General features: G+C 63.9%; 26 protein-coding genes. 8 read left to right on the top strand and 18 right to left on the bottom strand.

Annotated features, from left to right (window positions below; all coding sequences use genetic code 11):
- Positions 1-50: 50 nt before the first annotated feature.
- The gene (locus VIM95_RS07150) at positions 51-443 is read left to right on the top strand and encodes a hypothetical protein (RefSeq protein WP_331984343.1); all 393 of its coding nucleotides are present in this window, start codon (positions 51-53) and stop codon (positions 441-443) included.
- A 357-nt stretch (positions 444-800) separates the two neighbouring features.
- The gene (locus tag VIM95_RS07145) at positions 801-1,433 is read left to right on the top strand and encodes a response regulator transcription factor (protein ID WP_331984342.1); all 633 of its coding nucleotides are present in this window, start codon (positions 801-803) and stop codon (positions 1,431-1,433) included.
- A 10-nt stretch (positions 1,434-1,443) separates the two neighbouring features.
- Here the strand turns inward: VIM95_RS07145 and VIM95_RS07140 are convergent, their stop codons facing one another.
- On the bottom strand, positions 1,444-2,259 hold the full coding sequence (locus VIM95_RS07140) for a hypothetical protein (protein ID WP_331984341.1): 816 nt from the start codon (positions 2,257-2,259) through the stop codon (positions 1,444-1,446).
- Between the two features lie 223 nt (positions 2,260-2,482).
- On the opposite strand from VIM95_RS07140, the gene VIM95_RS07135 reads away from it, so the two are divergent.
- Positions 2,483-2,959, top strand: coding sequence for a PRC-barrel domain-containing protein (locus tag VIM95_RS07135; protein WP_331984340.1), 477 nt, complete (start codon positions 2,483-2,485; stop codon positions 2,957-2,959).
- A 150-nt stretch (positions 2,960-3,109) separates the two neighbouring features.
- Here the strand turns inward: VIM95_RS07135 and VIM95_RS07130 are convergent, their stop codons facing one another.
- The 4 genes from VIM95_RS07130 to VIM95_RS07115 all read right to left on the bottom strand — a co-directional run bounded on the left by VIM95_RS07130 (position 3,110) and on the right by VIM95_RS07115 (position 6,158).
- Positions 3,110-3,259, bottom strand: a complete 150-nt coding sequence (locus VIM95_RS07130; protein WP_331984339.1) for a hypothetical protein — start codon at positions 3,257-3,259, stop codon at positions 3,110-3,112.
- A gap of 36 nt (positions 3,260-3,295) precedes the next feature.
- Entirely contained in the window at positions 3,296-4,429 is a 1,134-nt protein-coding gene (locus VIM95_RS07125; protein WP_331984338.1) for a mechanosensitive ion channel family protein, read from the bottom strand.
- Between the two features lie 23 nt (positions 4,430-4,452).
- Positions 4,453-5,547, bottom strand: a complete 1,095-nt coding sequence (locus VIM95_RS07120) for a sigma-54 dependent transcriptional regulator (protein ID WP_331984337.1) — start codon at positions 5,545-5,547, stop codon at positions 4,453-4,455.
- A 149-nt stretch (positions 5,548-5,696) separates the two neighbouring features.
- Positions 5,697-6,158 (bottom strand): hypothetical protein, encoded by a 462-nt coding sequence (locus VIM95_RS07115; RefSeq protein ID WP_331984336.1) that lies wholly within the window; start codon positions 6,156-6,158, stop codon positions 5,697-5,699.
- Positions 6,159-6,409: 251 nt separating this feature from the next.
- Between VIM95_RS07115 and VIM95_RS07110 the strand changes: the two genes are divergently transcribed.
- On the top strand, positions 6,410-6,712 hold the full coding sequence (locus VIM95_RS07110) for a hypothetical protein (RefSeq protein ID WP_331984335.1): 303 nt from the start codon (positions 6,410-6,412) through the stop codon (positions 6,710-6,712).
- Positions 6,713-6,770: 58 nt separating this feature from the next.
- On the opposite strand, the gene VIM95_RS07105 is transcribed toward VIM95_RS07110, so the two are convergent.
- The 11 genes from VIM95_RS07105 to VIM95_RS07055 all read right to left on the bottom strand — a co-directional run bounded on the left by VIM95_RS07105 (position 6,771) and on the right by VIM95_RS07055 (position 19,470).
- The gene (locus VIM95_RS07105) at positions 6,771-7,751 is read right to left on the bottom strand and encodes an aldo/keto reductase (RefSeq protein WP_331984334.1); all 981 of its coding nucleotides are present in this window, start codon (positions 7,749-7,751) and stop codon (positions 6,771-6,773) included.
- Positions 7,752-7,768: 17 nt separating this feature from the next.
- On the bottom strand, positions 7,769-8,395 hold the full coding sequence (locus VIM95_RS07100; protein ID WP_331984333.1) for a 2-dehydro-3-deoxy-6-phosphogalactonate aldolase: 627 nt from the start codon (positions 8,393-8,395) through the stop codon (positions 7,769-7,771).
- Positions 8,392-9,279 (bottom strand): 2-dehydro-3-deoxygalactonokinase, encoded by an 888-nt coding sequence (locus VIM95_RS07095; RefSeq protein WP_331984332.1) that lies wholly within the window; start codon positions 9,277-9,279, stop codon positions 8,392-8,394. Before VIM95_RS07095 ends, VIM95_RS07100 begins: the two co-directional genes overlap by 4 nt.
- Entirely contained in the window at positions 9,276-10,328 is a 1,053-nt protein-coding gene (gene yjfF / locus VIM95_RS07090; RefSeq protein WP_331984331.1) for a galactofuranose ABC transporter, permease protein YjfF, read from the bottom strand. Before yjfF ends, VIM95_RS07095 begins: the two co-directional genes overlap by 4 nt.
- Positions 10,325-11,380, bottom strand: coding sequence for an ABC transporter permease (locus VIM95_RS07085; RefSeq protein WP_331984330.1), 1,056 nt, complete (start codon positions 11,378-11,380; stop codon positions 10,325-10,327). The genes yjfF and VIM95_RS07085 overlap by 4 nt, the downstream gene beginning before the upstream one ends.
- Positions 11,377-12,897: a sugar ABC transporter ATP-binding protein gene (locus tag VIM95_RS07080; RefSeq protein ID WP_331984329.1), complete on the bottom strand. Its 1,521-nt coding sequence runs from the start codon at positions 12,895-12,897 to the stop codon at positions 11,377-11,379. The genes VIM95_RS07085 and VIM95_RS07080 overlap by 4 nt, the downstream gene beginning before the upstream one ends.
- Before the next feature lie 2 nt (positions 12,898-12,899).
- A complete protein-coding gene (gene araH / locus VIM95_RS07075) occupies positions 12,900-13,913 on the bottom strand; it encodes an L-arabinose ABC transporter permease AraH (RefSeq protein WP_331984328.1) in 1,014 nt (337 codons plus the stop codon).
- A gap of 56 nt (positions 13,914-13,969) precedes the next feature.
- On the bottom strand, positions 13,970-15,487 hold the full coding sequence (gene araG / locus VIM95_RS07070) for an L-arabinose ABC transporter ATP-binding protein AraG (RefSeq protein WP_331984327.1): 1,518 nt from the start codon (positions 15,485-15,487) through the stop codon (positions 13,970-13,972).
- 83 nt (positions 15,488-15,570) lie between these two features.
- Positions 15,571-16,554 (bottom strand): arabinose ABC transporter substrate-binding protein, encoded by a 984-nt coding sequence (locus tag VIM95_RS07065; protein WP_331984326.1) that lies wholly within the window; start codon positions 16,552-16,554, stop codon positions 15,571-15,573.
- Between the two features lie 114 nt (positions 16,555-16,668).
- Positions 16,669-17,625, bottom strand: coding sequence for an ABC transporter substrate-binding protein (locus VIM95_RS07060; protein WP_331984325.1), 957 nt, complete (start codon positions 17,623-17,625; stop codon positions 16,669-16,671).
- A 120-nt stretch (positions 17,626-17,745) separates the two neighbouring features.
- The gene (locus VIM95_RS07055; RefSeq protein WP_331984324.1) at positions 17,746-19,470 is read right to left on the bottom strand and encodes an IlvD/Edd family dehydratase; all 1,725 of its coding nucleotides are present in this window, start codon (positions 19,468-19,470) and stop codon (positions 17,746-17,748) included.
- A 143-nt stretch (positions 19,471-19,613) separates the two neighbouring features.
- Here VIM95_RS07055 and VIM95_RS07050 point away from each other — a divergent pair, with 143 nt between their 5' ends.
- The gene (locus VIM95_RS07050) at positions 19,614-20,393 is read left to right on the top strand and encodes an SDR family oxidoreductase (protein WP_331984323.1); all 780 of its coding nucleotides are present in this window, start codon (positions 19,614-19,616) and stop codon (positions 20,391-20,393) included.
- A gap of 185 nt (positions 20,394-20,578) precedes the next feature.
- Here VIM95_RS07050 and VIM95_RS07045 read toward each other — a convergent pair whose 3' ends face one another.
- Entirely contained in the window at positions 20,579-20,803 is a 225-nt protein-coding gene (locus VIM95_RS07045; RefSeq protein WP_331984322.1) for a cysteine-rich CWC family protein, read from the bottom strand.
- Between the two features lie 9 nt (positions 20,804-20,812).
- The gene (locus VIM95_RS07040) at positions 20,813-21,772 is read right to left on the bottom strand and encodes a LysR family transcriptional regulator (protein WP_331984321.1); all 960 of its coding nucleotides are present in this window, start codon (positions 21,770-21,772) and stop codon (positions 20,813-20,815) included.
- A gap of 114 nt (positions 21,773-21,886) precedes the next feature.
- Between VIM95_RS07040 and araD1 the strand changes: the two genes are divergently transcribed.
- From araD1 to VIM95_RS07025, 3 genes are all read left to right on the top strand, one after another.
- On the top strand, positions 21,887-22,894 hold the full coding sequence (araD1, locus tag VIM95_RS07035) for an AraD1 family protein (protein WP_331984320.1): 1,008 nt from the start codon (positions 21,887-21,889) through the stop codon (positions 22,892-22,894).
- A gap of 11 nt (positions 22,895-22,905) precedes the next feature.
- Positions 22,906-24,363: an aldehyde dehydrogenase family protein gene (locus VIM95_RS07030; RefSeq protein ID WP_331984319.1), complete on the top strand. Its 1,458-nt coding sequence runs from the start codon at positions 22,906-22,908 to the stop codon at positions 24,361-24,363.
- Positions 24,364-24,550: 187 nt separating this feature from the next.
- On the top strand, positions 24,551-25,230 hold a 680-nt coding region (locus VIM95_RS07025; RefSeq protein WP_331984318.1), incomplete at its 3' end, for an SMP-30/gluconolactonase/LRE family protein.

Genomic DNA, 25,230 nt, shown 5'->3' with positions numbered 1-25,230 from the left:
CCGGCACGTTGCTTGCGTCCTGGTAAGCGCCTGCTCAACGGAACTGCGCCATGGAAACCGAGCAACCGACCTCGTCCCAAGAAGCCCTGCGGACCTTGCTTGCGCAAGGCGCCATACTGCATGAGCAATTGGGTCCCTACTGCCAAGAGCGCATCGGCCTGCTGAAGCTGGAAGGCCAGCTCGCTGTCCACAGCCTGGTGGTTGGCACTCGCTGGCTGGTAGCGGCAATGATCGCCGCCATGACCTGCTGGCTAGGGCTGAACCTCGCGGCCATCGCCGCCCTGCAGGAGGCGGGAATGTCCTGGTCATTCGCCATCTTGACGGTCAGTGTGGCGGATGCGCTGTTAGCCTGCCTGGCCCACTATCTGGCAACCCGCTGCCTGGACGATATGCGCTTCAAGCGCAGCCGGGCACTCTGGCACCATGATCATGCGCCGCGCTGATTTGCGCCGCCGTTGTGACACCTTGCAACACAGCCTGCAAGGCCGTCAGCACACCATGGCAACGGCCTTGCAGCGGGGCCAGCGGGCGCTATCAGCACTGCTCAGGCACCCCACTCTCTTGCTGCCCCTCACCTTGCTTGCAGGGGCCCTACTGAGTCATCCGCGTGGGCGACGTGGACTATTGCGTCTGCGCCCCCTGCTGGGACCTGTACTGCAATTGCTGCGCAGCCAATTGGCGTCAGGTCCGCAGCAGACTACTGCGTCCAGCGAGGACGACGGCGACCCGGACTTGCCAAGCGAACGGGCTTGGTCGACCATCCGTTAGCAGGCCTAGGCGCTGCGATCAGGAGAAACACGATGATCAAGGTAATGATTGCCGACGACCATGCCATCGTCTGCGCCGGACTCAAGCAGTTTCTGGCGGAAGATCCCGAGATCGAGGTTGTCAGCGTGGCGTCCAACGGTGAAGAGGCCGTGCAGGAAGTGCGCGAGCGGGAACTGGACGTGGTGCTGATGGACATTTCCATGCCCAGGAAGACGGGCATCGATGCGCTCAAGCAGATCAAGGCGCTACGCCCCGAACTGCCGGTGCTGATGCTCAGCGCCTACCCGGAGTCGCAATACGCGCTCAACCTCATCAAGGCCGGTGCCAGCGGTTATCTGAACAAGGAATGCGACCCGGAAGACCTGGTGACGGCGGTCCATACCCTGGCTCGTGGTAAGCGCTACGTCAGCCCGGCTATTGCCCAAAAACTGTTGGAGCAGTTTGGCATGCCACTGCCGGAGCACCCGCACGAGCTGCTCTCGCCACGAGAATTCCAGATCCTCTGCAAACTCGCCACCGGCGAGCCGCTCAGCGCGATCGCCGACACGCTGTGCCTCAGCGTCAAGACGGTGAGCACCTATCGCAGCCGCCTGTTCGAGAAGATGGGCTTCAACAGCAATGCGGACGTCACGGCCTACGCGTTGAAGAACCAGCTCATCGACTGAAGCTGTCGACTCAAAGCCGGCGCGGCAATACGCCCGCCGCAGCCCCCCCTGCCAGCATGCCCAGCAACAACGACGCCGCCACAGCGGCCAGCATGGTCTTGCTGGTCTGGTTGAGCACCTCCAGATTGCGCTTGGCCACCTGCCGCGCCTGCTGCGAGGCGCGCTCAGGGTTGCCGGAGAGGATCAAGGCCTGGTCCACCAGCACCACGGCGCGGCTGTGCGGAAAGCCCAGGACCTTGACCAGGTAGCTGATGGCCTGCTCTCGGTCCCCCGATTCGATCTGGATCTGCCACTCCCGCGCCGACTGGACGTTGACCGTGCTCAGTACCAGCTCGCGGGCTGCATTCTTGAGCATGCCGTCGAGCTGCATGCCGGCGCTGTCGCTACGCGGTGCTGCATCAAGCAGATTGGCACGGCTGACGAAGCCGCTGGCGTTGTGGAAAACCCCGCCGAGAAACAGGCTGGCCGAGGTACAGGAGAGCAGGGCCAGCAGTACCGTGGTGGTTGCCCATACCAGGAAACCATGCACCACGCCCTGCAGCCGGCCCAGACCTGGACGAATGGCCACGGCCAGAAAGCTGCCGATGAAGACGCCCACGCCGGTGCAGAAGGCCTGCCAGAGCGACACAGACAGCGGCAATATGACTACCCCGGCATCATCCAGCCCGACCTGGCCGACCGAGAGGCCGACCACCAGGCCGCACAACACTCCCAAGAGCTGGATGGCCAGCGCCCCGAACGTACCTGCGAGCACGCCCCCCCACTGCACCGACCGTACCCCCGTCTGGGTCGCCTCGACTGGTGCTACCGTCGCTTCTTGCAACATCGCCCTTCTCCTGCTGTGTCCGGTCGCTTGTTGTTGGCGAGACTTGCACGCCAGCGGGTAAATCCTGCTCACCCAACCCTGTTCAGCTCAAGCCACCCCTTGCGTGCTGCCGGGACAGGATCGCCAAGGCATGAAGTTTGCAACATACAGGGGTATAGGGGCCTGGGCGGTCCGTAATGCCTATTGCACCCACTAAAGGTCAATACGGTCAAGGAGATACACCATGGTTTATCCCGCACCCAAGTTTGAATTCGACCACACCGACTTCGCTGCCGAGGATGCAGACCATCTGCTGCCAGGCAATGTGAGGATCGCCAGCGGCCGCGAAGTCACCAACCAGGCGCAGGGCCCCGGGCCTTTCCTTTCGCTCTCGGAGCATCTGGTCGGTTGCGAGGTCATCAACCCGCAAGGCGAAAAGCTGGGCGAACTCAAGGGCATCATGCTTGACGTACAACGCGGCCGGATCGCCTATGCCGTTCTGAAGGCAGGTGGTTTCCTCGGTCTGGGTGATCACCTGTTCGCCCTGCCCTGGCAGATCCTGGACATGGACATCGACGAAAAGCGTTTCGTACTGGATGCCACCCGCGACAAACTCGAGCATGCACCCACCTTCAACAAGCACAACTGGCCCAGCATGGCCAACTTCTACTGGGGCCAGCAATTACACCTCTACTACGGGGTGCGCCCCTACTGGGAGTAGCTTAGGCGCCATGCTCCGGGGTGCCGTCTTGTAGCGGCACCCATGCCTTGGCCAAGACACCTTACCGATCCCACAGTACCGATCAAAGAGAGCCCGTACCGGACCGGTACGGGCTCCCTGCCTTTACCGCAATCGGCCACCAGCACAGTTCTAAGCGGTCTCGGCCGCATCATCGTCAGGGTCCGCCAAGGGCAGCGGCGGCAAGGATATCCAGGCCTCCGCACCCAGGCACTCCAGCAGGTCTGCATCCGGCTCGAACGTCGGGATGGCGTTCTCTCCCTTGTTCTGTTTGGCGAACATGCTCCACCTCCTTCTTCTTGCTCGAATTGATCCACTTCAGGCACGGGCCGCATGCGGCCTTGCCGTACCAGCGCTATCGGTGCGCACCGCCGGGCCATCCAGCCGCTGTCCGGCCGGCAGGAGGCCGGCGAGTTCGATGACTGGACCGGTGGTGGCGAGCGCGATGCCTTCGGCTGCCAGTCGCTCCAGCAACGCGAGGTTGATCGCCTCCTGCGCGGCCACGAAGACCTTGTAGGCGGGCTTGAGCATGTAGTAGGCAACCTCGTAGTCGATACTGCCGGGCTTGAGTGCCTGCAAATGGGCACGGTCAAATCGCGCGTCGGGTACCTGCTCGACGATCTCCTGCAAGATGGCTGGCAGGCGGCGTAATTTCTCCAACGGCGTACCGTGCGCCACGCCAAAACTGAATACGGCGCGGCGCTCATTCATGCGTTTGTAGTTGCGTATGCGGCTCTTGAGCAGGTCTGCATTGGCGAACACCACCTCCTCTCCCGAGTCGGACTGGACACGCGTGGTCTTGAGACCCACCTGCTTCACCATGCCGGAGATGTTGTCGACGACGATGGCATCGCCCGCCACAAAGGGTTTGTCGAGCGCGATGGACATGGAAGCGAACAGGTCGCCCAGGATGTTCTGCACCGCCAGTGCCACCGCCACGCCGCCTATGCCCAGCGAGGCGATCAGGGCACTGATGTTGAAGCCCAGGTTGGCCAGGATGGACAGCAATACCACCGCCCAAACCACCAGCCGCAAGAGAAATCCGGCCAGTGCGAGGTGGGTAGCCATGGCGGCATCATTGCGCCCTGCACCTTGCTGCGCCTTGTAGCGCAGCCAACCCAGCAGGCCCCGGATCAACCAGTTCCCGCCCTGAACCAGCAAGGCCACCATGAGCAGCCGATCAAGCCCGGTATCGAGCCGGGCGGGTAGCACCAATTGGTTGGCGCCCAGGTGCAAAGCCACGATCAGCAGAACCAGCGAGTAGGTTGCCGTTACCACCTCGGCCAGGAGATCGTCCAGGCCGCAGCCAGTGCGGCTGGCCCAGCGACGAACCCGCCCCAGCAGCAGGCGTTTGAACAAGAGCAAGGCCGCGAAGCTGGCCACCAGCATGCAGGTGGCGGCCAGCCAGGCTTCCCAGTCGTTCTGAGCGAGCAGCGTGCGCAGGGTCTGCATAGCCATCCTTCTCCCCGGCGTCCTCAGGCCGCCAGCGCCGGTTCAGCCTCCATCAGGCCGCGCTCGGCATATTCGTTGAGACGGTTGTAGAGCGTCTTGAGGCTGACACCCAGCACCTCGGCCGAGCGCCGCTTGTTGCCCTGAAAGCGCTCCAGCGTGGCAAAAATGATCTTCCTTTCTGCTTCCTCAATGGATACGCCCACTTCGAAACTCAGCGGATCTTTCGTCATGGTGCGGGCCGCCGGCTTGAAGGGGCTGGCGGTATCGGGCTCCACCACGGCTTCCGCCAGGATGTAGGCACGCTGGATGCAGTTCTTGAGCTCACGCACATTGCCGGGCCAGTCGTAGCCATGCAGTCGAGCTTCGATATCACCCGCGAAACGCTTGTCGGTGCCGTATTGGGTATTCAGCGCGTCGAGGAAAATGCGGGCCAGCAGCAGTACGTCCTCGTCACGCTCACGCAGCGGCGGCAGCTCGATGGGGAAGACGGCCAGACGGTACAGCACATCCTCACGCAGATAGCCATCGGCCACAGCCTGCATGGGCTCGCGGTTGGTGGCGGCAACCACGCGTACATTGCAGTAAATCTCCTGATCGCCACCAACACGGGTGAAAGTCCCGGTCTCGAGCACGCGCAGCAGGCGGACTTGCATCTCCTGCGGCATCTCGGTGATCTCGTCCAGGAACAGCGTGCCGCCCTCGGCCCGCTCAAAATAGCCCTGGTGGGTCTTGGCGGCGCCCGTGAAGGCACCCTTCTCATAACCGAACAGCTCGGCCTCGATCAGATTGGCCGGCAAGGCACCACAATTGAGTGCCACAAAGGCCTGGCCCGCACGCGGACTCTTGTCGTGCAGGGTCTGGGCGACCAGCTCCTTGCCGCAGCCACTTTCGCCGACCACCAGCACACTGGCGTCGGTCGGGGCAACCCGTTCGATCAGGCCGAATACCTGCCGCATAGCGCTGGATGCGCCGTACAGCTGGCCAAATTTGTCGGGCCCATCTTCGCTGGCCAGTACCGGGCGGACCGCGCGACGACGGCTACCATCCGGTCGGGCAAACGACAATACGGTGGAGATTGCAGGGTCAGTCGACTCGTGGCGGAAGGTTTCTTCGAACATGGCCATGGCTCCTTTTATGGTCGACCCGGGGCATGCCCCGAGATCGAGGGTGGCTATGGCTGAATTGTTGGTTCTGCACACCGATGCGGCAATTTGTGCACACCCGATTCGATGGTAGGAAAAGGGCGACAGCGCCTGTAGGCGTTTTCCTACAACACCGCCCGATCGGCCTGCGCTTGCTTGATCTGGGGTACCACCGGCAGGGTTTCGATCTCCCCACCCGAGTACACATCCAGCGCAATGGCCGCCGCCACGGCACGTACCGCATCCGCTCCCACAGCCAATGCGCCCATGGCGAAATTACGCCCGGAACCAATGGCCCGGAAGGGCTCGAGTACCGGTAGCAGCACCAGCTTGTCTTCCATGGTGTAAGCCCGCCCATCGGGACAGATCAAGAGGGCGACAAAGCCGGCGGAGACGGTCGGCCTGGGCTCATGCTGGCCATTGTCCAGCCACTCGTAGACCACCCGGCCATCCTGTATCTCGCCGGTAAAGCCGTAGGTGGCACCATCCTTGAGCCGGAACAACTTCTTGGTACGCGAGCGCAGGCCGCTGTTGTTGGCCTGCGTATCAGCGGCGACGGTCTTGCCGTCCCATGCGATGGTGGTCATGGCTGCCTCCCTTGCTGGTCTGGACACCTACGCCCGGCAAACGCCGTGCCGGCGCTTGAGGGAAGACGGCACGGCAAGCGCAGCACGCCCTGGACAGAGAAATGTGGGCGCTGGCCGTGCCCCACCCCGGACCGGCAGGCATGCCCCTTGCCCGGCATAGAGGGCTGGCACAGCCGATCCGCATCGCCACGAGGGAGCAATACCGCGCCAGCTTGCCAACCATGCGGACAACACTATGGAAAGGATGCACCATGCCTACCAACTTCTCCCAGGACCAGGACAAGCAGCGCGAACAGGCCAGTACCGCCAGCAAGCAAAGGGATGAAGCCCGCCGCCAGGGTCAGGAACGCGGCGTGGCCAGCGGCGGCCAAAAGCCGTTCGACAATGGCCGTAAGAGCATCGAGAGCGGCGAAGGTCATCGCCAGCAGAAGCAGTCGGGGAATACTACGGCTAGCGGCAAGCAGCAGGGTGACCGGGAAAGCCGTGGCGAGGGCGGCCGTAATATGCCGGGCTCGGCCAACCCCGCCGGCCGCCCCAAGCAGGGTCTGGGCTGACCATTGATGGCGCCGGGCGCTGGCGTCAGTGCATCACGCCGGCGTCCGGCCTGCGAACTCACCAGCGCTGATGGACGTGGGGTTTGACCAGGGTGCGATAGATGCGCTCAACCTCGTCCATCTGCTCGGCCGACAAGGCCGGCAATGTACCCGCCGCCGCATTGGCGGCGGCCTGTTGGCGGTTGCGTGCCCCAGGAATTGCAACCGTCACTGCATCGAACATCAGTATCCAGCGCAGCGCAAACTGGGCCAGGGCCACATCGCCGGCCACTTGCCGCAGGGCCTCGACTGCCTCCAGCCCCACCTCGTACGGCACACCGGAGAAGGTTTCACCCACATCGAAGGCCTCGCCATGACGGTTGAACTGTCTATGGTCATCGGCCGCAAAAGTGCTGGCTTGCGTCAGCTTGCCGGTCAACAGGCCGCTTGCCAGCGGCACCCGCGCAATGATGGCTACCTGCTGCGCCTGGGCACGGGCAAAGAGGTGCTCGGCCGGACGGTGCCGCAGCATATTGAAGATGATCTGCACGCTGCTGATCGGGTATTCCAGCGCCTTGAGCGCCTCCTCCACCTTCTCGACCGACACGCCATAAGCCTTGAGCTTGCCACGCACGACCAGACCATCCAGCGCGGCAAAAATCTCTGGACGGTAATAGACCTCGGTCGGGGGGCAATGCAGCTGCAAGAGGTCCAGCGCGTCGACTTCCAGCCGGCGCAGCGAGTCATCGATATAGCGCTCCAGCACCGCCGGCGTATAGCCCGCCGACACGTGCGGGCTGATCTGCCGGCCGGCCTTGGTGGCCACCATCACATCGGGCCGGCCACGGGCCTTCAACACCTTGGCCACCAAGCGCTCGGACCGACCACCGCCATAGACGTCGGCGGTGTCGATAAAGGTCATGCCTTCATCCAGGGCAGCATGTAGCGCTGCTTCGGCGTCCTGCTCCGATACATCACCCCAGCTGCCACCGATGGCCCAGGCACCAAAACCAATGGCCGATACTTTGCGGCCACTGCGGCCAAATTGTCTGCCTTGCATATACCGTCTCCGTTTTTTCAGGCTTGGGCAGCAGCCCGCCATGCAGCAGCAAAGACCGCTGCCCGTTCGGCCAGTTCCGGCAGTGCCAAATCCGGTTGGTACAGCGCCCCGCCAAGCCCGAAGCCATTGGCGCCGGCACGCAGATAGGGTATCAGCCGCTCGGGGGTAATCCCGCCCACCGGCAGGATGGGCAACTCGGGCGGCAATACGGTGCGCCAGGCCTTGATAACCTCGGGCGGCAAGCCTTCGGCCGGGAAGGCCTTGACGGCATGCGCCCCGGCCCGCAGGGCCGCAAAGGCCTCGCTGGGCGTGGCGGCACCCGGTATGGATAGCAGGCCGAGTTCGCGGGTCCGGGCAATGACCAGCGGATTGCAATCCGGCGAAATCACCAGTTGTCCCCCAGCCTCGGCCACGGCGTTGGCCTGCTCCACGCTCAGTACCGTGCCGGCACCGACCAGGGCATCCGCTGGCAGATGACGTCGCATCGCCTGCATGGCTGCCAAGGCGCCTGGGCGGTTCAGCGGCACCTCCAGGAGGCGAAAGCCGGCCTGGTAGAGAATGTCGCCCACCTCGGTCGCCCGCTCCGGCTGCAGGCCCCGCAAAATGGCCACCAGGGGCATTGCGGGTAGCATCAGTTCCTTCATCTCTGGCTCCCGCCCAGTAGTCGTCTTGCCGCGGTGATATAGGCGGCGTCCGGGTCCATGCAGCGCACGGGGGTCTGCCAGTACTCTCCGGCGCGGCGGTATAGCGCAGCGAGCGTGGTATCGCCCACCAGCCTGAGTTCGCCCTCGCTACGCAGTGCCGAGGTCAAGGGGTCGGTCCATTCCATGCCGATCAAAAGGCCGGAGAGATAGGACAGGGCCTCATCCGGCCCCAAGCGCTGCCGCAGGACAGCAGCCCGGACGCCGAAGAGGAGGCGGCTGGCGGCACCCGTTCCTGCGGCGGCAAGGCCGGCATCAAAAGCCGACCAGACATCGGCACGCTCACCGAGTACCCCCGCCAGCGTGCCCTGCTGGCGCAGGCCGGCGAACAGCTCGCCAGTCATAAAGGTATGCAGGCCGGTCAGACGGCCATGCCGCACTGCCACCCATTTGCTATGCGTGCCCGGCAGCAGGTAGACACCGTCCACGGGCTCCTGCAGCCACGCTCCCAGGAGCTGGGTCTCCTCGCCACGCATGACGTCCGGCCCGGTGTCGTCGCAGATACCGGGCACGATGGCAACCTCGACACCATCAAAGGGCACAGCCTGCAAGGCCTGGCCCAGGCCAGCCACGTCGACAGGAGTGGGCAGATAGGGTGCCTCCACCCAACCCGAGCGGCTGCCTATCATGCCCGACATCACCACCCTGCCCGCCCGCGGGCCTGGCAGCCCATCCAGCAGGCGGTTGAGCGAGGCGGCAAAATCCCTGCCTATCTTGAGCACGCCCTCGGCGTCTGCGTGGCGATGCAGCAGCGTGCCATCCGCGCCGAACACATAGGCACGCCGATGGGTGCTGCCCCAGTCCACCGCTACCGCCGTACCGCTCATCCATCCACCCCCACGAACCGGCCGTTGCCGCTGGGCGCAGCCTGTTTGGCGCGCTTGCGGCGCAGGCCACGCCAGCGCGATGCCCCCTGGCCGGCACGGGGCTCCAACAGCCGCTGCAGGAGGCAAAAGCCACACAGCAAGAGGCCGATGGCGATCTTGGTCCACCAGGAGCTCAGCGTGCCGTCAAACATGATCAGGGTCTGGATCAGGCCGAGGATAAGTACACCGAAGACGGTACCGAATACATAGCCCACGCCGCCACTCAAGAGCGTGCCACCGATTACCACCGCCGCGATGGCATCGAGCTCCATGCCCTGTGCGTGCAGGCCGTAGCCCGAGAGCATGTAGAAGCTGAACACCACGCCGGCCAGTGCCGAGCAGAAGCCACTGAGGGTGTAGACCAGGATCTTGGTACGGGCCACCGGCAAGCCCATCAGCACGGCAGAACGTTCATTGCCGCCTATGGCATAGACGTTGCGGCCAAAGGCGCTGTAGTGGGCCAGGTAGATGGCCAGCGCCACCACGACCAGAGCGATCACCACGTTCCAGGAGATGAAGTTGTCCGCCCAGAGCACGATATGGTGCTGCGAGATGACGCTATAGCTCGCTTCAGTGATGGTGATGGCGTCGATGCTGATCAGGTAGCAGAGTCCGCGCGCCAGGAACATCCCACCCAGGGTGACGATAAAGGGCTGCAGCCGGAAGACCTGGATCAACACGCCCATCAGGAGGCCCAGCGCGCTGCCCATCAGCAGCACCAGGAGGATGACCGCCCAGATGCTCCATTGGTGATGCTCGACCAGGGAGGCGGTGACCATGGTGGTCAGGGCGATCACCGAGCCAACCGAGAGGTCGATACCGCCGGAGAGGATGACAAAGGTCATCCCTACACCGACCACCAGCAAGAAGGCGTTGTCGATAAAGAGGTTGAGAAAGACCTGTGGCGCGAAGAAACCCTCGTAGCGCCAGGAGCCGACGGCAAACATCAGCACGAACAGCAGCACCGTCACCAGGAGCGGTACGGTACGCGGAGTCAGCTTGAGCTTCATGCTTCCTCCCCCTTGAGGCGCGGTTGAAAGACCCAGCGGCGCAGTGTCTCGGACTGCAGCAGGCAGACAGCGAACACCACGGCGGCCTTGATCACGAGGTTGACTTCGGGCGGCACACCGGTCGAATAGATGGCATAGGTCAGGCTCTGGATGATGAGGGCGCCCAGAAGGCTGCCGACCAGGCTGAAGCGGCCGCCCGCTAGCGAGGTGCCGCCTAGCGTAACCGCTAGGATGGCATCCAGCTCCAGCAGCAGACCGGCGTTATTGCCGTCGGCGCTCTTGACGTTGGAGCAGACAATCAGCCCGGCAATACCCGCCAGCAAACCGCAGAAGGCGTAGACGCACAGCAGGATGGCGCGGGCGTTGAGGCCGGCAAAGCGCGAGGCCACCGGGTTGAGGCCGACAGCCTGGATGAATAGCCCCAGCGCCGTGCGGCGAGTGAGCCAGAGCAAGAGGCCGAACACGGCCGCCACGATGTAGAGCGGGAACGGCAAGCCCAGCAGATAGCCGTTGCCGACAAAGAAGAAGGGCTGGTAATAGATGGTGATGATCTGACCATTGCTGAGCAATTGGGCGATGCCCCGCCCGGCCACCATCAAGATCAGGGTAGCGATAATGGGCTGCATACCGACACCGGCCACGAGCAGGCCATTCCACAAGCCACACAGGGTGGCCGCACCGACGGCCGCCAGCAGTGCAAGCAGCATGGGGACCTTGGCGACATAGACCGGCTGGCCATCCTGTATGACCAGGGTACCGCCGATCAGCATGGCAGCCACCGCGCCGGAAATGGCAACCGTGGCGCCGACCGAGATGTCGATGCCGCGGGTAGCGATCACCAGCGTCATGCCCAGCGCCACCAGCATCAAGGGAGCGGCGCGGTTGAGGATGTCCACCAGGCTGCCGTAAAGCCGGCCGTTACGTATTTCCAGGTGCAGGAATTGCGGGTTGAAGGCCCAGTTGAGTAGCAGCAGCGCCACCAAGGTCAGCACCGGCCAGCACAGCGGATGTCGGCCCCACTGGGCCAGCTTGTCGAGCAGCGTGTGTCTCATGCTTCTGCTCCCACGATCAGCCGTAGCACGGCCTGTTCGTCGATCTCTTCGCCCGCCAGCTCGCCCGCTTTGGCGCGATCGCGCAGCACGGCGATGCGGTGGCTGACCCGTACCACTTCTTCGGTCTCGGAGGAGATGAACAGGATGGCGAGCCCCTTTCCGCAAAGCACCAGCACCTGCTGCATGATCTCCTGCTTGGCCGCCACGTCGATGCCACGGGTGGGTTCGTCCAGGATCAACATACGCGGCTCGGTGGCCAGCCAGCGGGCCAAGAGGGCCTTTTGCTGATTACCGCCGGAGAGCTGGCCTATGGGCTTCTCGGTACTGGGTGTCTTGATGCCCAGGAGCTCGATATAGTGCTGCGCTAGCGCCAGCTGCCTGCGCATGGAGAGGAAGCGGAACAGGCCGCGCTTGGCCTGCAGGGCCAATACGATATTCTCGCGCAGGGTCAGCTCCGCAATGATGCCCTCGGTCTTTCTATCTTCCGGGCAGTAGCCCAGGCCGGCCTCAATGGCATCACGCGGCGAGCGAAAGCGCGTACCGCCCTCGGCCAGGGAGAGTTCACCGCAATCGGGGCTATCGACCCCGAACAGCAGGCGGGCTGTCTCGGTACGGCCGGAGCCCAAGAGGCCGGACAGACCCAGCACCTCGCCAGCGCGTAGTTCCAGATCCAGCGGCCGTACCGCCCCATGTCGCCCCAGACCGCGGGCACTGAGGAAGGCAGCCCCTGCTGCCTGGCCACAAAGATCGGCACGAGCCGCCGCGGTGCTTTGCTCGGCAATATCGCGCCCTACCATCCGGCTGACCAGCTCGCGCCGGCCCAATTCGGCCACCGGGTACTCCCCTACCCGCTCGCCGTTGCGCAGCACGGTGATACGGTCGGCTACCGCATAGACCTGGTCGAGGAAGTGGGTGACGAAGAGGATGGCCACCCCCTTTTCCTTGAGGCAGCGCATGGCGTCGAAGAGCTGCTTGACCTCACCGGCATCAAGGCTGGAGGTCGGTTCGTCGAGGATCAGGATCTGCGCCTCGCGCGCCATGGCGCGGGCGATGGCGACCATCTGCTGTACCGCGACCGGGTAGTCGGCCAAGGGCTTGCTGACATCGATATGCAGATTGAGCTCGGCCAGCTCGCGCGTCGCCAGCCGTTCCGCTTCGGCCCAATCAATGCGCCCCCAGCGCCGCGGCAGACGGCCGATGAAGATGTTTTCCGCCACCGAGAGATTGGGACAGAGATTGACCTCCTGGTAGACCGTGCTGATGCCCAGCGCCTGGGCGGCCTCAGGGCTGGTGGGGTGGATGGTCTGGCCGGAGAGCTTGATCTCGCCGCTGTCCGGCGTGTAGACGCCGGTCAGGAGCTTGATCAGGGTAGATTTGCCGGCCCCGTTCTGACCCATGACCACGTGGATCTCGCCCGGCAGGAGACGAAAGTCCACCTGGTGCAGGGCGCGCACGCCGGGAAAGGATTTACCGAGGCCGCAGGTCTCGAGCAGAGGTTGGGAGGCGGTAGCGGCCATGATCAGTGCCGTGCCTGCTGCTTGTAGCGGTCAAATATGACAGCTGCGAGGAGGATCAGCCCGCGCACCACATACTGTGCGAAGGGCGAGATATTGAGCAGATTCATGGCGTTCTCCACCGTCCCCAGGATCAGCACGCCGGCGATCACGTAGGAGATGCGCCCTACCCCGCCCTTGAGCGAGACACCGCCGAGCACGCAGGACGAGATCACCGTCAGCTCAAAGCCGATCGAGGTCATGGGCTGGCCCGAAGTCATGCGTGAGGCCAGCACCACGCCGGCCAGCGCGGCGATCAAACCGGTCAGGGTGAAGATGATGATCTTGGTCCGCACCACATTGACGCCGGCCAGACGGGCGGCTTCCTCGTTGCCGCCTATGGCCAGCGTATTGCGGCCGAATACCGTCTTGCTCATCAGAAAGCCAAACACCACAAAGCTCGCGACGGTGATCCACACCGGGGTGGGCACCGACAGCCAGTCCGAATTGCCGATCTCGAAGAAGCTCTCTTCAGCGATCCCCACCGCCTTGCCGTCGGCAATGATGTAGGCCAGCCCACGGGCGATCTGCATGCTGGCTAGCGTGGTGATCAGGGCATTGATCTTGAGCTTGGCCACGATAAAGCCATTGGCAAGCCCAAAGGCGAGCCCGATGCCCAGGCCGGCCAGTATGCCGAGCCCGACACTCTCGGAGAGGTTGATCACGGTAGCGCAAGCCACGCCCGAGCAGGCAACGATGGAAGCAACCGAGAGGTCGAAGTCGCCGGCAGCCAGGCAGAACAGCATGCCGCAGCCCACCATGCCGGCAAGCGAGACCGCCAGCGCCAGGCCGCGCATATTGATGGCGGTAAGGAAGTTGGGCACGAACACGCTGCAGGCCACAAACAGGGCCAGGAACACCACCAGCATGCCCCAGCGGTCCCAGGTCTTGGCCCAGATACTCTCGTTCAGGGCGCTCTCCGCCACGGCGCGTTCCGGCGGCGGTGCGGCCTGGCCGCTGGCGAGGTTGAGGTCTTGCATCTTGCTTGTCTCCATCGTCTTTTTGACTTGTCTTTGTGTTGGCTCGCCTCAACCCGTCAGGCGGCGGCGCGGCCTTCCATCTGGGGCATGGCCAGGCTCAAGGCCGTGGCCTCGCTCGCTTCACCATGCAGTAATTCGCCGGCGATGGTGCCTTCGCGCATGACCACCACGCGGTCGGCCAGGCCCAGCGCCTCGGGCAGGTCGCTGGAGGCGAACAGCACCGCCACACCACTCCTGGCAAGCTCGAAGATGATCTTGTAGATCTCGTGCTTGGCGCCAACGTCGATACCTCGGGTAGGCTCGTCAAGCAGCATGATCCGCATGTCCTCGGACAGCCAGCGGCCCAGGATGGCCTTCTGCTGGTTGCCGCCCGAGAGGTGCACGATGGCCTGGTGCGGGCTGGGGGTCTTCACGCCCAGCCGCCGTATCATCTCGCCGGCGTTGCTGGCTTCGCGCTTGCGGTCTATCACCAGGCCGGCTTTGAGCCAGCGGCGACGAGCGCTGATGTTGATGTTGTCCTGTACCGACTGGATGCCGACGATGCCCTCGCCCTTGCGGTCTTCCGGACACAGGGTCAGCCCCTGGCGTATGGCATCCGAGGGCCGCCGGATGGCGCAGCGCTGACCATCGATCCAGACCTCGCCCTGACTGACCGTGCTGCCACCGAAGATGGCCTTCATCAGTTCGCTACGGCCCGCGCCGATCAGCCCGAAGAGGCCCACCACCTCTCCCTGGCGCACATAGAGATCGACGGGGCTACGCAGGCCCGGCGCCAGCAGCTGGCGGACCTCCAGCCGTACCTCGCCCTGTGGGCGCGGCGCATAGCCGTAGATATCGCCCAGGTTGCGGCCCACCATGGCCTGCACCAGTTGTTCCTGGCTCACCTCAGTGGTGGTCGGGAAGTGCCGCACCAGGCGGCCATCCTTGAAAACGGTGATCTCGTCGCAGAGGCGGAAGATCTCTTCCATGCGGTGGGAGACATAGATGACTACCTTGCCCTGCTCGCGCAATTCACCGATCACGCGAAAGAGCTGTTCGATCTCGCGCTGCGAGAGCGAGCTGGTCGGCTCGTCGAAGGCAATCACGCGCGCGTCGCGCGTCAAGGCCTTGGCGATCTCCACCATCTGCCGCTGGCCGATAGAGAGGTATTTGAGCGGGGTGGCAGGGTGGATATTCACGCCCAGCTTGGCGAGCTGGGCCGCTGCCATCGCCTGCAGGTTCTGGCCGCTGACCACACCACCGCGCTGTGGGAGCTGGCCCAGGTAGATGTTCTCTGCCACCGACAATTCCGGCACCAGGTGCAGTTCCTGGTAGATGACCGCCACCCCCTGCTTGAGCGCATCGGTAGCACCATGGAAGGCGACCTTGCGGCCACCCAGTTCCAAGTGGCCGGTGCTGGGCTGGTAGGCACCGCTGAGTATCTTGAGCAGAGTGGATTTGCCGGCGCCGTTCTCGCCCATCAGGGCATGGACCGCACCCTCGCGGCAGGCCAGATCGATATGCTGCAGCGCCTGGACGCCAGGGAAGGACTTGCCGATATCATGAAAACGCAGGTAGGGAGCGGTGTGGCTCATGCAAGACAGCTCGGAAGGGCCTCTCGGCCTGTTGAACAACAGGGCGGGAGCCAGCGCTCCCGCCCACGTGATACCAGTGCGGCTTAGCCGCCCAGGCCCTTCTTCTTCAGCTCGGCCTTGAAGTTGTCACGGGTGATCAGTACCGCGTCGGTCACCTCAACGAACTTGACCGGCTCCTTGCCCTTGGCTACCCAGTCATACAGCATGGTGATGCTGGTGCGGCCGTGGACATCGGGGCTGGGCAGGAGCGAACCATAGAAGCCGGTGGCCTTGCTCTTGGAGAGCTCGGTCACTGCATCCACGCCGTTGATGCCAATGCCGATCACCTTCTCGGGCTTGAAGCCATTACCCTCGGTTGCACGCACGCCCCCCAGCACGGTGTTGTCGTTCATGCCGATCACCAGCCAGTTCTTCACATTGGGGTGCTGCACCAGCAGCGAATTGCCGGCGTCGAGCGCGCCGGGGATGTCATTGCTCTTGGTCGGGACGGTGAATATCTGCTTGGCCGGGAAGCCGGCGGCCTTGAGCGCCGACATGGAGCCATCGGTGCGGCGGCGGGCGGTATCGAGCTCATTGGCGGTGATAGCCATCACGCCGGTCTCTTCCAGCTTCCAGCCACGGCGCTTCATCTCGGTCCAGAGTTCCTTGCCCTGCCGCTCGCCCACCTTGCTGGCTGCCATCATCACCAGCGGCACTTCGGTCATGGGAGCGCTCTTGGCATTGACGAACTGGTCGTCCACCGCCACCACCTTCAGCCCCAGCGACTTGGCCTTGGCCATGATGGCCGGACCGAGCTTGGGGTCCGGGGTGCAGATCACAAAACCCTTGGCACCGTTGGCGGCCAGGCTGTCGATGGCAGCCAGGGTCTTCTCACCGTCGGGCGTGGCGATCTTGATCACCTCAAAGCCCAACTCCTTGCCGGTCTTCTCGGCAAAGGCCCATTCGGTCTGGAACCAGGGTTCCTCAGGCTGCTTGACCAGGTAGCCGAGCTTGAGGTCGGCGGCCAGTGCCTGGCCGGCAATGCCAGCCACCAGGGCGGCAGCGATTACTTTTTTCAGCAGTTTCACGAAACGATCTCCTAGGATACGGGCACCCGACACCAGCGCCTGGCGCAGTACAAGCTGCCCGTTTTGCATGGGGGAACGACAAGGCGAGGACTCCTCCCACCTTGCCGGCACGGATCAGTACTTGCGGGACGGGAAGACCTTGGCCGCGGTTTCCATCGGGAAGATGCCCTCGATGGTCTCGATACGCTTAGGCAGGGCCTCGCCAGCCACCACCTTCTTGGCGGCATCCATCAGCTGCGGCCCGAGCTGCGGGTTGCACTCGATGGTGACGTTGAGCTTGCCGGCGATCATGGCCTCAAAGGCCCCCTTCACCGCATCGATGGAGATGATGATGATGTCCTTGCCGGGCTTGAGGCCGGCGTCTTCGATCGCCTGGATGGCGCCAATGGCCATATCGTCGTTATGGGCATAGAGCACATTGATCTTGTTGCCCTCGGCCTTGAGGAAGGCCTCCATGACCTCCTTGCCCTTGGCGCGGGTGAAGTCACCGGTCTGCGAACGGATGATCTTGTAGCGTGCGTCGCCCTTGATAACTTCCTCGAAGCCCTTCTTGCGATCGATCGCCGGTGCCGAGCCCACGGTGCCCTGCAGCTCGACGATGTTCACATCGCCCTTGCCCTTGTAGTTGTCGAGCAGCCACTTGCCAGCCTTGCGACCTTCGGCCACGAAGTCCGAGCCGATAAAGGTGGCGTAGAGCGAGTCATCCTTCACGTCTACGGCTCGGTCGGTCAGGATGACCGGGATCTTGGCTGCCTTGGCTTCACGCAGCACGGTCTCCCAGCCCGACTCCACCACCGGCGAGAAGGCGATCACGTCGACCTTCTGGGCGATGTAGGAACGGATGGCCTTGATCTGGTTCTCCTGCTTTTGCTGTGCATCGCTGAACTTGAGCGTGATGCCGGCGGCTGGGGCGGCCTCCTTGATCGACTGCGTGTTGGCGCTGCGCCACTCGCTCTCGGCACCGACCTGGGCAAAGCCCAGGACGATAGGCTTGGCCATGGCCATGCCGCCAGCGAGCAAGAGTCCGGTAGAAATGAGAGCCTGCAACAGGCTCCTGCGATTGAGATTCATCGTGTTGTCTCCAGTTCTGGTTTTATGAAACGACGACGGTGGCCAGGGTTTGGCCGCTAACAGGATTCGGACTTGCTATACGTTCTGCATCCTCCTTGCCAGGCAGGTTTGTGGGCGGACCTAGTGCGACTCGCGCGGGACCGCCGCGCCGCTGCCGCCGACCAGGAAGTCCAGGTCGGCACCCAGGTGGGCTTGCTGCACATGGTCGACATAGAGCTTGTACCAGCCCCGCTTGGGGGTCTCGGGGGCCTGCCATTGCTCGCGCCGACGGGCCAGCTCAGCCTCGGGCACATCCAGGTGCAGGCGGCGACCGGCCACATCAAGTTCGATCATGTCGCCGGTCCGGACCAGCGCCAACGGGCCACCCGCCGCCGCCTCCGGCGAGGCGTGCAGCACCACGGTGCCGTAGGCGGTACCGCTCATGCGCGCGTCCGATACCCGCACCATGTCGGTAATGCCCTTCTGCAGCACCTTGAGCGGCAACGGCATATTGCCGACCTCAGCCATGCCGGGGTAACCCTTGGGGCCGCAGTTCTTGAGCACCATCACGCAGTGCTCGTCGATATCGAGCTCCGGGTCGTTGATGCGCTCGTGAAATTCCTCGATGCTCTCGAACACCACGGCGCGGCCGCGGTGTTGCATCAGGTGTGGCGAGGCGGCCGAAGGCTTGATGATGGCGCCATTGGGCGCCAGATTGCCCTTGAGCACGGCAATGCCCGCATCGGGCTTGAAGGGCTCGTCGCGCGGGGTGATCACCTCCCGGTTGTAGCAGGGCGCCTCGCGGCTGTTGTCGACCAGGGTGCGGCCGTTGACCGTCAGCGCCTCGGGGCGCAGCCAGCCCTGGATCTCGCGGATCACCGCCGGCAGGCCGCCGGCATAGTAGAAGTCTTCCATCAGGTACTTGCCCGATGGCTGCAGGTTGACGAGGCAAGGGATCTCGGCGCCCAGGCGGTCGAAGTCCTCCAGCTTGAGCGGCACGCCCATGCGGCCGGCAATGGCCAGAAGGTGTACCACGGCATTGGTCGAGCCGCCGATGGCGGCATTGACGCGAATGGCGTTCTCAAAGGCCTCGCGGGTCAGGATCTTGTCCATGGTCAGGTCCTGCTTGACCATCTCGACGATGCGCCGGCCAGTGAGCTGTGCCAGCTTGTAGCGACGCGAGTCCACCGCCGGGATGGCGGCATTCTCTGGCAGCGACATCCCCAGCGCTTCGACCATGCTGGCCATGGTAGAGGCCGTGCCCATGGTCATGCAGTTGCCCTTGGATCGGTGCATGCAGCTCTCGGAGGCGACGAACTCGTCCATGGTCATCTGCCCGGCCCGGACCATCTCCGACATCATCCACACGCCGGTACCTGAGCCCACGTCGTGGCCACGGAACTTGCCATTGAGCATGGGGCCGCCGGAGAGGCCGATGGTGGGCAGATTGCAGCTCGCAGCACCCATCAAGAGTGAGGGCGTAGTCTTGTCGCAACCCATCAGCAACACCACGCCGTCAATGGGGTTGCCACGGATAGACTCTTCCACATCCATGCTGGCTAGGTTGCGGAACAGCATGGCGGTGGGCCGAAGCTGGGTCTCGCCCAGCGACATGACCGGGAACTCCAGCGGGAAGCCACCAGCCTCGTAGACACCACGCTTGACGAACTCGGCCAGCTCGCGGAAATGCCCATTGCAGGGCGTGAGTTCAGACCAGGTATTGCAGATACCGATCACCGGGCGGCCGTCGAACATATCGTCCGGGTAGCCCTGGTTCTTGATCCAGCTGCGATGCATGAAGCCGTCGCGGTCCTGCTTGCCAAACCAGGCCTGACTGCGCAGGCCTTTCTTCTTCTCGTCGCTCATCTGTCATCCTCTTATAAGCAGGTACACCCGGCGGTGCCCTTGCATTTACCGGAGGATGCTAGCGGGGTAAGCTATAACGGTCTAATGCTAATTTCTGATAGAAAGATATCAGTTTTAATATCACAAAAATGGAGACAGCCAGCATGACCCAAGCACTACTCACCCCTGCTCACTACCCAGGCCTTGCGGGCAAGGTGGTCTTTATCACCGGCGGCGGCACCGGCATAGGCGCTGCCCTGGTCACCGCCTTTGCCGCCCAGCGCGCCCAGGTCGCCTTTGTCGACATCCAGCGCGAGGCCAGCCTGGCGCTATGCGAGCAACTGGCAGCGCAAGGCCTTCCGCGGCCGGACTTTATCGAATGCGATCTGCGTGACATCGCGGCCCTACAGCGCACCATCGCCGGCGTGGCGGCAAGGCATGGCGATATCGCAGTGCTGGTAAACAACGCCGCCAACGATGTGCGCCACCGTATCGAAGACGTGACACCGGAATTCTGGGACAACGGCATCGCCATCAACCAGCGGCCGGCCTTCTTTGCCGCGCAGGCGGTGATCGCTGGCATGCGCCGGCTCGGTGGTGGCGCCATCATCAATTTCGGCTCGGTAGGCTGGAAACTGGCAACCGGTGGCTACCCGATCTACGCAACCGCCAAGGCCTCGACCCACGGCCTGACCCGGGCACTGGCGCGCGACCTGGGACCGGACAATATCCGCGTCAATACCGTGGTACCGGGCTGGGTGATGACCGAGAAGCAGCTCAGCCAGTGGGTGGACGATGCAGCGCGCGCCGAGATCGCCAAGAGCCAGTGTCTGAAGGGCCAGCTGTTGCCCGAACACTTGGCCAGTATGGTGCTGTTCCTGGCGTCCGATGCCGCCACCATGTGCAGTGCCCAGGAGTTCACCGTAGACGGCGGCTGGGTCTAGCGCGCCACCAACAAAACCCTTCGGGCGTTGTTGTGCAAACTTGCCTTACTAACCGTACTGTCCGTGGCACGCGCCTGTCACACGTGTCTTCGTTTGCACGCCTGAGCGTGGTTGTTGGTGCTTTAGCACTTTACAACCACAGCCTCTACCTTGCGGGGAAGCCAGAACTGCTGCGCTGGTTTTTGTTAGCGGCGCAGATCTTCGGCCTTGGCCGGCGGCATTTCACCCGCCGCGCAGCGTGGGCACACGCAAGTCTGCCCGCGCTGTGCGGGCGGGATGCGCGCCGGCACCGCCGGGTCTATACGGGCCTCGCGGCACCAGCAGGGTAGGTCGAAGCTGCCGCAGGCGGCCGGGGCACAGTCGTTGGGGCCGCCGCAGAGCGGGCAGCGTAGCGCGGGTTTCGGTTGCATCTTGCTAACTTACGCCGCGCTCAACTCGCCGTACATCTCCACCGATACTTCGCGCAAGGTGCGCAGCATGGCGGCCGCGCAGGGGGAGAGCAGCTGGTCACGGCGGGTGATGATGCCGAAGGCGTCCATCTTGCAATCGAGGGCAATCGGCAGGCTGGCCAGCATGCCGTGTTCGGCATAGTGGCGCACCACATCGACGGGCAAGGCCGTGACCATATCGCTGTCCTCCAGCAAGGCGGTCGTCAGTGATAGTGCCGTGGTCTCGATCACATTGCGCGGTGGCTCCAGGTTCTGTTGCCGGAACAAGAGGTCGAAGCGATGGCGCAGCACGCTACCGCTGGGCGGCAGCACCCAGGCGGCCGACATCAGATCGCGCAAGGTCAGGCCCGCCCCCTGTGCCAAGGGGTGGCCACGGCGGGTTGCCAGGCAGACCGGTTCCTCGGCCAACAGCTCGTAATTGAGACCGCTCTTGTCGTGCTCTTCAAAGAGACGCGCTACCAGGATGTCGAAGCGCCCCTGCTGCAGTGCCGGTTGCAAGGCATTGCTGGTATCGAGCTGGACGTTGATCTGCACATAGGGAAACTGCTGCTTCATGCGGGCTATGGCCCGCGGCAGCAAGGCGGTGCTGACCCCCACTATGGCACCCAGATTGACCTGACCGGTCAGACCGGTCTTGAGGGCGGTGATCTCGTCGTGGGCCTGGCTGAGGTTGGAGAGCACCATGCGGGCATGGCGGATCATGATCTCGCCATACCAGGTTGGCCGCATACCACGCGGCAGGCGCTCGAACAGCTGCACCTCCAGCATGTCTTCCAGGTCCTTGAGCAGCTTGGATGCCGCCGGCTGGGTCATGCCCAGCACCTCGGCGGTACGGTGGATATTGCGCTCCTCGTCCAACCCCACCAGCAGCAGCAGCTGCCGGGTCTTGAGCCGGGCGCGGATAAACCAGTTCGAGTAGTTGGCCGCCATTGTTTTCTCCGTCTTGGTGGCCAAACATATCAAAATGAATATCGAAATGGCTAATTAATTCATTAGATTTGAATAGCTGGCACTCAGTATATTGGGCAAAAACTAGGAGACTCCATGCACAGCCTCAGACTGATCCAATACAACCAGGGCCAGGGTAGCCGGGTGGCCGTCGTGTCCGGCGATGGCCGGCAGGCCAGCCCGGTCCATGGCGTTGCCACTACCTACGAGCTCGCCAGCCAGGCCATACGCGCTCGCCGCACGCTGGCGCACCAGATCGAGGAGTTGGGACTGGCCGCCGCGGTGGACTACCCGGCCTTGCTGGCCGAGGGTCGTGTACTCCCCCCACTGCACCACCCCGACCCGGCGCACTGTTATGTGACCGGCACCGGCCTGACTCACCTGGGCAGCGCCGCCGCACGCGACAAGATGCACCAGAAGCTGGGTGGCGAAGAAGAGCAGCTGACCGACTCCATGCGCATGTTCAAGTGGGGGCTGGGTGGCGGCAAGAGCGAACCCGGCCTGCCCGGGGTACAGCCAGAGTGGTTCTACAAGGGTGACGGCAGCATCGTAACTGCACCCGGCGCGGCCCTGCCCTCGCCAGACTTTGCGCTTGATGGCGGCGAGGAGCCCGAGCTGGTGGGACTCTACCTGATCGGGCCGGATGGCCACCCATGGCGGCTGGGTTACGCGCTGGGCAATGAGTTTTCCGACCACGTGACCGAGCGGCAGAACTACCTCTACTTGGCCCATTCCAAGCTGCGGCCCTGCGCCGTTGGGCCAGAGCTGCGGGTAGGCAACCTGCCGCGCCACCTGGAAGGCCACAGCCGCATCTACCGCGGTGACACGGTGCGCTGGGAAAAGCCCTTCCTGACCGGTGAAGACAATATGTGCCATGACTTCGCCAATCTCGAATTCCACCACTTCAAATACCAGCAATTCCTGCGCCCCGGCGACGTGCACCTGCACTTCTTCGGCACCGCCACCTTGAGCTTTGCCGATGGCGTACGGGTGGAGGAAGGCGATGTATTCGAAGTCGCGCTGCCCGAGTTTGGCGCCCCCCTTCGCAACCCCCTGGGGCGAGCGCGTAACCACTATGCCGTCGGCAGCATGGGTGTTCTGTGAGCGTGATAGCAATGAGCGAGGCTGAATCCATGAACCATGTCTTCAAGAACTATATTGCCGGCCACTGGCAGACCGGCAGCACCGTGGCGGTATCGGAAAACCCTTCCGACGCGAACGACCCGGTCGGGGAATACGCCCGTGCCGACGTCGCCGACACTGAAGCCGCCATCCAGGCCGCTGCCGATGCCCTGCCGGCCTGGGCGCTGGGGCCGGTGCAGCGGCGGGCGGAGATACTGGACCAGGTCGGCAACGAGATCCTGGCCCGCAAGGAAGAACTGGGCCGCCTCTTGGCACGCGAGGAAGGCAAGACCCTGCCCGAAGCCATTGGCGAGGCCGCACGCGCCGGGCAGATATTCAAGTTCTTTGCTGCCGAGGCGCTACGCATCCCCGGCGAAAAGCTCGCCTCGGTGCGCCCCGGCATCGAAGTGGAACTCAGCCGTGAGCCGATCGGCGTGGTGGGCGTGATCGCCCCCTGGAACTTCCCCCTGGCCATACCGGCCTGGAAGATTGCGCCGGCACTGGCCTACGGCAACACGGTGGTGTTCAAACCAGCTGAACTGGTGCCGGGCTGTGGCTGGCAGCTGGCCGATATGCTGCACCGCGCCGGCATTCCGGCCGGGGTATTCAACCTGGTCATGGGTAGCGGCCGGCAGGTCGGCAACCGGCTGGTGGAGCACCCGCTGGTGGACGCAATCAGCTTTACCGGCTCGGTGGGCGTGGGCGAGCAGGTGCTGCGCACCGCCACCGCCCGGCGTGCCCGGGTACAGCTGGAGATGGGCGGCAAGAACCCGCTCGTGGTGCTGAACGATGCCGACCTGGACCTGGCGGTCAACGCGGCGGTCAACGGCGCCTACTTCTCTACCGGCCAGCGCTGCACTGCTTCCAGCCGGTTTATCGTCGAAGCCGGCATCCATGACCGCTTCATCACAGCCGTGCAGAAGAAGCTCGAAGCCCTCAAGGTGGGCAACGCGCTGGAGCACGGTATTGATATCGGCCCGGTGGTGGACGCCAAGCAGCTCAAGCAGAACCTCGACTATGTGCGCATAGGCCGCGAGGAAGGTGCCGAGCTCCTGTATGGCGGCCAGCAGCTGGAGCGCGCCACTCGCGGCCACTACCAGGCACCGGCGCTGTTCCTGGGCCGGCCCGAGATGCGCATTGCCCGTGAGGAGATCTTCGGCCCGGTTGCCGTGGCGCTGAAGGCCGACAACTACGAGCACGCGCTGACCCTGGCCAATGACACGCCCTTTGGCCTGTGCGCCGGCATCTGTACCAGCTCGCTCAAGCATGCCAGCCACTTCCGCCGTCATGCCCAGGTGGGCATGGTCATGGTCAACCTGCCGACAGCCGGTGTGGACTACCATGTGCCCTTTGGCGGTCGCAAAGGCTCGAGCTATGGCCCGCGCGAGCAGGGCCGCTATGCGGCAGAGTTCTACACCCAAGTAAAAACCGCGTATGTCTTCCCTGGGTAAGTCTCAACCGTTTACGTTAGCGCTACGCCCGGCATAGCCGGGCGCTTAGAGGCAGCAGCCAATCCATCGGCCTTTGCTTGATTGAATCCACACCCCCCGCCCTCGCCGCCGCGAGGGAGCCTCGCTGACGCGAGACAGCGAGATCTATCGGCGGCAGAAGTTTGTTTGAGTTAGGAGCAAGACCCGCATGGAGGTACGTTGCCTGTGGCCTGTGGCGGCCGAACTGGGCGAAGGTCCGCTTTGGCATGCTGCCGAGAGCCGGCTCTATTTCACTGACCTGAAGCGCTCGACCCTGCACGCCTGGGAGCCGGCCAGCGGCCGGCAACAGAGCTGGCCGCTGCCGGACTGGCTGTGCTGGTTGCTGCCGCGGCGCGATGGCGAGGGTTTTCTGGCCGGCATGCGCGACGGCATCGCCCAACTGCGCCTGGCGCCATCGTTGCAGATCGAGTACCTGCTGCGCCCCTACACTGGCCAAGCCGGCGTGCGTCTGAACGACGCCAAGGCCGACGCCCAGGGCGGGGTCTGGTTCGGCTCCATGCATAACGATGACTATGGCCGCGACGCCGGCAAGCTGGCCCGGTTTGCGCCGGATAGCAGCTGGCAGGTGCACGACGAGGGCTACCATATCTGCAATGGACCGGCACTGAGCCGTGATGGCAGCCGCCTCTACCACTCCGACACCTGGCTGGGCCGTACCTACGTCTACGCACTCAAGCCGGACGGTTCGCTCGGCGCACGCAAGCTGTGGCGGCAGTTCGATGCCGCGACCGAAGGCTCACCCGACGGCATGACGGTGGACGCCGAGGACTGCATCTGGATCGCCCAGTGGGGTGGCAGCCGGGTCTGCCGCTACAGCCCAGAGGGGGA

Origin of the sequence: Chitinimonas sp. (genome assembly GCF_036568685.1) — a bacterium.
In the GTDB taxonomy this organism is placed as follows: domain Bacteria; phylum Pseudomonadota; class Gammaproteobacteria; order Burkholderiales; family Chitinimonadaceae; genus Chitinimonas.
The sequence above is the reverse complement of the archived record's forward strand: the minus strand, read 5'-3'. Positions and strand labels throughout refer to the sequence as shown.